General features: G+C 71.8%; 7 protein-coding genes. 1 reads left to right on the top strand and 6 read right to left on the bottom strand.

The features are described from left to right. Window positions 1-221: 221 nt before the first annotated feature. Window positions 222-527 (bottom strand): 4a-hydroxytetrahydrobiopterin dehydratase, encoded by a 306-nt coding sequence (locus DLJ47_RS07180; protein ID WP_109899273.1) that lies wholly within the window; start codon window positions 525-527, stop codon window positions 222-224. 183 nt (window positions 528-710) lie between these two features. On the opposite strand from DLJ47_RS07180, the gene DLJ47_RS07175 reads away from it, so the two are divergent. Then, a complete protein-coding gene (locus DLJ47_RS07175) occupies window positions 711-1,151 on the top strand; it encodes a (deoxy)nucleoside triphosphate pyrophosphohydrolase (RefSeq protein WP_109899272.1) in 441 nt (146 codons plus the stop codon). 136 nt (window positions 1,152-1,287) lie between these two features. On the opposite strand, the gene DLJ47_RS07170 is transcribed toward DLJ47_RS07175, so the two are convergent. The 5 genes from DLJ47_RS07170 to DLJ47_RS07150 form a co-directional block, all read right to left on the bottom strand. After that, window positions 1,288-2,382: a succinate dehydrogenase/fumarate reductase iron-sulfur subunit gene (locus tag DLJ47_RS07170; protein ID WP_109899271.1), complete on the bottom strand. Its 1,095-nt coding sequence runs from the start codon at window positions 2,380-2,382 to the stop codon at window positions 1,288-1,290. Next, on the bottom strand, window positions 2,382-4,313 hold the full coding sequence (locus DLJ47_RS07165) for a fumarate reductase/succinate dehydrogenase flavoprotein subunit (protein WP_109899270.1): 1,932 nt from the start codon (window positions 4,311-4,313) through the stop codon (window positions 2,382-2,384). The genes DLJ47_RS07170 and DLJ47_RS07165 overlap by 1 nt, the downstream gene beginning before the upstream one ends. A gap of 13 nt (window positions 4,314-4,326) precedes the next feature. Then, window positions 4,327-5,133, bottom strand: a complete 807-nt coding sequence (locus tag DLJ47_RS07160; protein WP_109899269.1) for a hypothetical protein — start codon at window positions 5,131-5,133, stop codon at window positions 4,327-4,329. A gap of 280 nt (window positions 5,134-5,413) precedes the next feature. Next, window positions 5,414-6,832 carry a TldD/PmbA family protein gene (locus DLJ47_RS07155; RefSeq protein ID WP_109899268.1) on the bottom strand — a complete coding sequence of 473 codons (1,419 nt, stop codon included), beginning with the start codon at window positions 6,830-6,832 and terminating at the stop codon, window positions 5,414-5,416. Further along, window positions 6,829-8,265, bottom strand: coding sequence for a TldD/PmbA family protein (locus DLJ47_RS07150; protein WP_109899267.1), 1,437 nt, complete (start codon window positions 8,263-8,265; stop codon window positions 6,829-6,831). The genes DLJ47_RS07155 and DLJ47_RS07150 overlap by 4 nt, the downstream gene beginning before the upstream one ends. Window positions 8,266-8,295 lie beyond the last annotated feature (30 nt).

Here is an 8,295-nt window from a genome sequence, read left to right as displayed (position 1 = left end):
CTTGATCACCGCCCATTGCGGATCGGTCAGAGAGGACTCGTACGCCGGTTTACAGACACAACGACACAGACACGATCTTCACCGACACGGCCAACGAAGATCACGCCGAGGTATCACAACACTTTCTCAGGCGGCACTCAACCACTGCTCGATGTCGGTGATGGTCCGGGTGTGCGTCCGGTGCACCTCGGCGGGGCGGCGGTGGAACCGGGCAGCGTGCGTCAGGGCTCGGTGACCGCGCGGTACGCGTCCTCGATCCGGGCGGCCAGCAGGACCTCGCCCTCGGTCAGCGGCACGTTGCCGTGCCCGACGCGGATCTGGGTGTGGTCGGCCCGGCGGCTGATCTCCGGGCGCAGGTGCAGGGCGTCGGCGACCACCTTGACCCGCTCGGTCAGGGCCGCGTGCTGCGCGTCGTCGATCACGAGAGTCCGCCGGATCTGCTCGCCCTCGCGGACCCATCCGTTCAGCAGAGCGAGGGCGTCGCTGAGGTAGTCATGCTTCGCACGACCGCTGAACAGCGCGCGCATCACCGCACCTCCCAGGCGCCGTTGCCGGCTTGTGGCCAAATCGTCGCCATCCCGTGTCTTGTCGGTGCCCTCTAGTCTGTCGTCGCACGGATGGTGTGTCCACGCCCACACTTCCGTGTCTTCCTGGCCTGACGGTCGGCCAAGCTACCCAAACCGCCGATTGATCTGGCACGCTGGACGCCCGTGCGGACCGAACGGGCTAACCACGGCGGGCAGATCGAGCGACGGGACCTGAGGGTGATCGTCGGGGCGGCGATCATCGAGGACGGGCGGGTGCTGGCCTGCGCCCGGTCGGCCCCGCCGGAGGTCGCCGGGATGTTCGAGTTCCCCGGCGGCAAGGTCGAGCCGGGGGAGAGCGAGACGGCCGCGCTGGTCCGCGAGTGCGCCGAGGAACTCGCCGTACGCGTGGAGATCGGTGAGCGGGTCGGCCGCAACGTCCGGATGGCCCATGGCCGGTCGGTGCTCAAGGTGTACGCGGCGCGCCTGCTGCACGGCGACCGGCCCCAGGCGCTGGAGCACTCGGCGCTGCGCTGGCTCACCGCCGCCGAACTGGACGACGTCACCTGGCTGCCGGCCGACGCGCCGATCGTCGCCGCGCTGCGCCCGATGCTCACGCACGACTGACCGCCGTGACCGCCGATCGTGCCGCCGGCGGTCGGACGGCGCGCGGACCCGCGCCCCGACGTCGAATCGGACAGGCGGGCGAAAACGGGACGGGGGCCGGCGGCAACAGCCGCGGCCCCCGTCGTCACTGTGGTCCTCAGTGCTTGTCCTGCTCCGGGTGGGCGAAGTTCAGGTGCTCCGGCGGCAGCGGGAACGTCACGTCGTCGCCGAACGGCGAGGGTGCCGCCGCCCGGTCGAAGGTGAGCTCGGTCAGCGGCAGCTTGCCGCGGTCGTCAACCGCCGGAGCGGTCGGGTGCGGCACCTCGCGGTGCCAGTTGACCCCGCGCTGCGCCTGCAGCTCGGCGCGCGGGTCGTGCGAACCGCCCGCGTGCGAGTGCACCCCGGCGGGGCCGCCGGCGGTCGCCGCCGAGCCCGGACGGGGGGTGGTCACGCTGGTCTGGGGCGTCTCACCCCGACGGAAGATCTTGCTACCAAGCCACACAAGGGGATCGTACCTGCGGTCCACGACCCGCTCTTTCATGGGGATGATCCCGTTGTCGGTGATCTTGATGTGCTCGGGGCAGACCTCGGTGCAGCACTTGGTGATGTTGCAGTAGCCGAGCCCCTGCTCCTGCTGCGCGTACTCCTTGCGGTCGGTCTTCGCGTCGAGCGGGTGCATGTCCAGCTCGGCGGCCCGGATGAAGAACCGCGGCCCGGAGAAGGCCGGCTTGTTCTCCTCGTGGTCGCGGATCACGTGGCAGACGTTCTGGCACAGGAAGCACTCGATGCACTTGCGGAACTCCTGCGAGCGCTCGACGTCGACCTGCTGCATCCGGTAGTCGCCCGGCGCCAGGTCGGCCGGCGGCGCGAACGCCGGCGTCTCCCGGGCCTTCTCGTAGTTGAACGAGACGTCGGTGACCAGGTCCCGGATGACCGGGAAGGTGCGCAGCGGGGTGACCGTTACCGTCTCGTCCGGCTCGAAGGTCGACATCCGGGTCATGCAGCTCAACCGCGGCTTGCCGTTGATCTCCATCGAGCAGGAGCCGCACTTGCCCGCCTTGCAGTTCCACCGGCAGGCCAGGTCGGGGGCGTCGGTGGCCTGGAGCCGGTGGATCACGTCGAGGACGACCTCGCCCTCGTTGACCTCGACCATGTAGTCCTGGAGGTCGCCACCGCTGTCGTCCCCCCGCCAGATGCGGAACTGGCGCTTCGTGCCGGACTTGCCGGCCCCGGTGGACTTCTGCTCCGCCATTACTTGCCCGCCTCCTCGGCCTCGGCGTCGGTGACGAGGGCGTCGAACTCGGCGAGCTCCTCGTCGGTGAGGTACTTGGCCAGCTCCGCCCGGTCGAAGAGGCGGATCAGCTCCGCGCGGATCTTCGGCAGCGGCTTGCGCTCCAGGCGTACGACGTCGCCGTCGAGCGAGCAGACCAGGTTGACCCGGCGCCACGACGGGTCCATCGCCGGGTGGTCCTCCCGGGTGTGCCCGCCGCGCGACTCCCGCCGCTCCAGCGCCGCCTTCGCGGTGCACTCCGACACCAGCAGCATGTTCCGCAGGTCCAGCGCGAGGTGCCAGCCCGGGTTGTAGCGGCGACCGCCGGACGCGCTGACCTTGGCCACCCGCTCGCGCAGCTCGGCCAGCCGGCCCAGCGCGTCGACCAGCTCGCCCTCCCGCCGGATGATGCCGACCAGATCCCCCATCACCGCCTGGAGATCCTGCTGGAGGGTGTACGGGCTCTCGCCGGTGTCCCGCTGCAGCGGGGCCAGCGCCGTCTCCACGGCGGCCTCCACCGCGCCGACGGACACCTTCGGCCGGGCGGTCAGCCCGTCGGCGTACGAGGCGGCGTGGCCGCCCGCGCGCTTGCCGAAGACCAGCAGGTCGGACAGGGAGTTGCCGCCGAGCCGGTTGGAGCCGTGCATGCCGCCGGAGACCTCACCGGCGGCGAAGAGGCCGCGGACGTGACCGAACGCGGCACCGGAGTCCGGGTCCACCTCGACGCCACCCATAACGTAGTGGCAGGTCGGGCCGACCTCCATCGGCTCCTTGGTGATGTCGACGTCGGCCAGCTCCTTGAACTGGTGGTACATCGACGGCAGCCGGCGGCGGATCTCCTCGGCCGGCAGCCGGCTGGCGATGTCCAGGAAGACACCGCCGGCAGGGGTGCCGCGACCGGCCTTGACCTCGCTGTTGATCGCCCGGGCCACCTCGTCGCGGGGCAGCAGCTCCGGCGGGCGCCGGTTGTTGTCCGGATCGGTGTACCAGCGGTCGGCCTCCTCCTCGGTCTCCGCGTACTGCTTGCGGAAGACGTCGGGGACGTAGTCGAACATGAACCGCTTGCCGTCGGAGTTCTTCAGCACGCCGCCGTCACCGCGGACCGACTCGGTGACCAGGATGCCCTTCACCGAGGGCGGCCAGACCATGCCGGTCGGGTGGAACTGGAGGAACTCCATGTTGATCAGCGTCGCGCCGGCGCGCAGCGCCAGGGCGTGCCCGTCCCCGGTGTACTCCCAGGAGTTCGAGGTGACCTTGTAGGAACGGCCGACGCCGCCGGTGGCCAGCACCACCGCCGGCGCCTCGAAGAGGACGAACTCGCCGGACTCCCGGTAGTAGCCGAACGCGCCGGCGACCCGGTCGCCGTCGAGCAGCAACTCGGTGATGGTGGTCTCGGCGAAGACCCGGATCCGCGCGTCGTACGAGCCGTGCTCGCGCTTGTCCTCCTGCTGCAGCGAGACGATCTTCTGCTGGAGGGTGCGGATCAGCTCCAGGCCGGTCCGGTCGCCGACGTGCGCCAGCCGCGGGTACTCGTGGCCGCCGAAGTTGCGCTGCGAGATCTTCCCGTCCTTGGTGCGGTCGAAGAGCGCACCGTACGTCTCCAGCTCCCAGATCCGCTGCGGCGACTCCTTCGCGTGCAGCTCGGCCATCCGGAAGTTGTTCAGGAACTTGCCGCCGCGCATGGTGTCCCGGAAGTGCACCTGCCAGTTGTCCCGGCTGTTCACGTTCCCCATCGCGGCGGCGGCGCCGCCCTCGGCCATCACCGTGTGCGCCTTGCCGAACAGCGACTTGGAGATGATCGCCGTCTTCTTGCCGGCGAGCCGCGCCTCGATCGCCGCGCGCAGGCCGGCGCCGCCGGCCCCGATCACGACGACGTCGTAGTGGTGTCGTTCGATGCGAGTGGTCGTAGTCATGTCCAGGGGCCCTTTAGTTGATGAACCGCAGGTCGTTGAACCAGCCGGCCGCGACCGCCATGACGTAGAAGTCGGTCAGCGCCAGGGTGCCGAGCGTGATCCAGGCGAGCTGCATGTGCCGGACGTTCAGCCAGGAGATACCGGTCCAGGCGCGGTAGCGCAGCGGGTGCTTGGAGAAGTGCTTGAGCCGCCCGCCGATGATGTGCCGGCAGGAGTGGCAGGAGATGGTGTACGCCCAGAGCATCACCACGTTGCCGAGCAGGATGAGGTTGCCCAGGCCGAACCCGAAGCCCTTCGGCGAGTGGAAGGCCAGGATCGCGTCCCAGGTGTTGATCAGCGAGATGATCGCGGCGGCGTAGAAGAAGTAGCGGTGCAGGTTCTGCCCGAGCAGCGGGAACCGGGTCTCGCCGCTGTAGGACTTGTGCCCGTCCGGCACCGCGCAGGCCGGCGGCGAGAGCCAGAACGACCGGTAGTACGCCTTGCGGTAGTAGTAGCAGGTGAGCCGGAACAGCAGCAGGAACGGCAGGGTCAGCGCGGCGTCCGGGATGATCCACCAGTCGGGGAGGAACCGTCCGAAGTGCGCGGCGTCGGGCAGGCACCGGTCCGTCACGCAGGGGGAGTAGAACGGGGTCAGGTAGTGGTAGTCCTCGACCCAGTAGTTGTCGTGCTGAAAGACCCGGATCGTCGCGTACGCGACCCAGGCGCTGAGGCCGACGACGGTGATCAGTGGGGCGAACCACCAGCGGTCGGTGCGCAACGTCTTCGCCGCGATGGCGGCGCGGCTCCGCGCTCCCCGCGGCTTCGTTGCCGTTGATGTCATTCGAGTCGTCTCCCTGGCGCCGGCCCGCGACAGGCGGGCGGATCTTCCTCCGGTCGGCACGCGGACCGCGAACCCGCACCCGCTTGCCACGTCATGCGCACACCAACGACCACGCCGGGCGAACCGGCGCAGCTAAGTGACACACGTTACGCCGATCTCCGCGGGCCGTCCGCGCAAGGCAGTGTCCCGTGTGTTCTGGCTGGTGGAAAGCCCCGAATGAAGATCGATGTCGCGATGTTAAGAACTTCACTGTCGGGGCCGTCGGCCCGCCGGGGCCGGCTCACCCGGACGCGCCGCCGGTGAAGTTCCACGCGGCCAGCCGCAGCGGCGGGGCCTCCCACCAGACCCCGTCGACCCGGTCCGGCTGGCGCACCGCCCGGCGGCCCAGGCCGAGCACCGCGCCCGGGCCGAGCGCCCGCGGGTACGACTCGGTGAAGCGCAGGTCGCGTACCGCGCGGGTGACCATGCCGTCCTCGACCAGCCAGACCCCGTTGCGGGTCAGCCCGGTGACCACCAGGCTCTTCGGATCCAGCACCCGGGTGTACCAGAGGTCGCTGACCAGCAGCCCGCGCCGCACCCCGGCGACCAGCGCCGCCGTGTCGGCGTCGGCCACCGCCCCGGCCACGCCGGTCGCGGGCGGCGCGCCGCCGCCGGCCACCGCCGCGCCGTCCGGGGCGCCGCCGGCGACGGACGGGGCGAGCAACCGGATGTTGTGCGGGATCGGGCCGAAGGTGGCCCCGCCGGGCGCGGCGTGACCGGTGGAGCTGGCGCCGATACCGGCACCGCTGCGCCGGTCGTGCGCCACCGCGCGGGTGACCCCGGCGTCCACCAGGGTCAGCTCCCGCCGTGCCGTGCCCTCCAGGTCGTACGGCAGGCCGGAGCCGTGCAGCGGATCGTCCACCAGGGTCACCGACCGGTCGAACTGCGCCTGGCCCGGCTCCGCGAAGGACTGCCGCTCGGCGTACCGCTTGCCGTTGAAGCCGAACCAGGAGAGGTTCTGCAGCAGGTCGGCCACGGCGGCCGGTTCGAACACCACCTCGTAGCGGCCCGGCGGCAGCTCCACCGGCTCGGCCGCGGCGCGCGCCTTGGCCGCCGCCCGGGCACCGAGGGCGGCGCCGTCGAGGTCGGCGAGGCGGTCCGCGCAGCGGCGCGCCACCGCGTCCGAGCCGCCGGTGCGGGCGATCCCGTCCATCGCCGCCTCCGCCGCCCGCCCCTGGGCGTACTGGCCGGCGGAGTTGGCGAACGCCCCGGACCGGTGGGACGTGCGGCAGTACCCGGCCGCTTCCAGGCCGCCCACCGCGTCCACGAACGCGCGTACCCGGGCCGCCCGCTCGTCCGGCTCGGCGTACGCGGTGGCCTCGTCGACGGCGACGCCGGCCGCCACCGGCGACGGCGGGGTCAGCCCTGGCCAGCTCGGGTCGGGCGGGCAGAGCCGGGCGGCGGCCAGGGTGCGCTCGACCAGCGCGCGCAGCCCGTCGGCGCTGACCAGGCTGCCGCTGCCGGCCGCGGTCCGCCCGTCGACGTGCAGACGCAGCCGGACGCCGACGGTGGACTCGGCGACGTTCTGGTGGATGAACGAGTTGGCGAACCGGGTCAGCGCCAGGTCGTTGCGGGTCACCACCGCCTCGGCCTGCGCGTCCGGCCCGGCGAGCCGGCGGACCAGCTCCACCACCTGCCCGGCGAGGTCCAGCTCGGTCATGCCCGTACCCCCACCCGGACGTTGCGGAAGCGGGCCGGCGCTGCCGGATGGCCGGTGTGCCCGATCTGGCCGGGCTGGCCCTTGCCGCAGTTCGGCGTGCCCCAGGCGACGGTCTCGGCGGAGAGCATGTCCATCGACCGCCAGAACAGCGGGCCGATGCCGGTGTAAGTGGGATTGCGCAGCATCCGCCCACGCCGGCCCTTCCTGACCTCCCAGCCGATCTCGCAGCCGAACTGGAAGTTGAGCCGTTTGTCGTCGATGGACCAGGAGCGGTTGATGTCCATCAGCACCCCGTCGTCGGTGACGGCGATGATCTCCTCCAGGGTGTGCGGACCGGGCTCCAGGCCCACGTTGGTCATCCGCACCATCGGCAGCCGGGCCCAGCCGTCGGCCCGTACGCTGCCGCCGTAGTCCAGGCCGGCGACGGCGGCCGAGTCCCGGCCGGCGAGCACGCCCACCCAGCGCCCCTCGCGCACCGCGTCCCGGCGCACCGCCGGGGAGCCCTCGTCGTCGTAGCCGAAGCTGCCGAGCGCCCCGGGGATGGTCGGGTCGATGGTGACGTTCATCAGCTCCGAGCCGTAGCGCAGCGAGCCGAGCTGGGCCAGGTCGAGCCAGGAGGTGCCGGCGAAGGCGGCCTCCCAGCCGAGGATCCGGTCCAGCTCGATGGCGTGCCCGACCGACTCGTGGATCTGTAGCGCGAGTTGCTCACCGCCGAGGATCAGGTCGGTCTCGCCGGCCGGGCAGAGCGGCGCGGTGAGCAGCGCCCGGGACTCCTCGGCGATCCGCGCCGCGTGCGCGGCCAGGTCGAGTGAGTCGACCAGCTCCCAGCCGCTGGTGCCGTACTGCCCGCGGTAGCTGGGATAGGAGCGGCGCTGGGTCTCGCCGTCGCCGATCGAGGTGGCGGAGATGCCACCGCCGCACTCCCGGATCCGCTGGTCGATCCGGTGCCCCTCACTGGAGACGAACCACTTGGCGGTGTCCCAGACCTGGTAGAGCCCCTCGGCCACGTCGGCGCCGTGCTCGGCCATCGTCCGGGTCGCGCCGACCAGCAGGTCACCCTTGCTGGACAGCGGGACGCCGAGCGGGTCCACCGTGCACGGCGAGGCCCAGCTCGCGGTGGCCGCCCCGGTCGGCACCAGGTCGACCGCCGGGCCGGGCATGCTGGCGCTCGCGGCGGCCGTCCGCGCGGCGCGCCGGCCGGCGTCGCGGGCCGCGGCGTCGGAGAGGTCGGGTACGGCGTGGAAGCCCCAACTCGATCCCACCAGCGCGCGTACGCCCAGCCCGATGCTCTCGTCCTGGGCCAGCTCCTCGATCTCACCGTTGCGGGCCGACATCGACTCGTAGCGGCGGTGCATCACCCGGGCGTCGGCGTACCGGGCTCCCGCGTCCAGCGCAGCCTGCACCGCGGCGGTCGCCGCGTCGAACTCGGTCATGCGACCGACCCTAGGCGAGCGGACCGACGT

Origin of the sequence: Micromonospora sp. S4605 (assembly GCF_003176715.1) — a bacterium.
GTDB lineage: Bacteria > Actinomycetota > Actinomycetes > Mycobacteriales > Micromonosporaceae > Micromonospora > Micromonospora echinaurantiaca.
The sequence above is the reverse complement of the archived record's forward strand: the minus strand, read 5'-3'. Positions and strand labels throughout refer to the sequence as shown.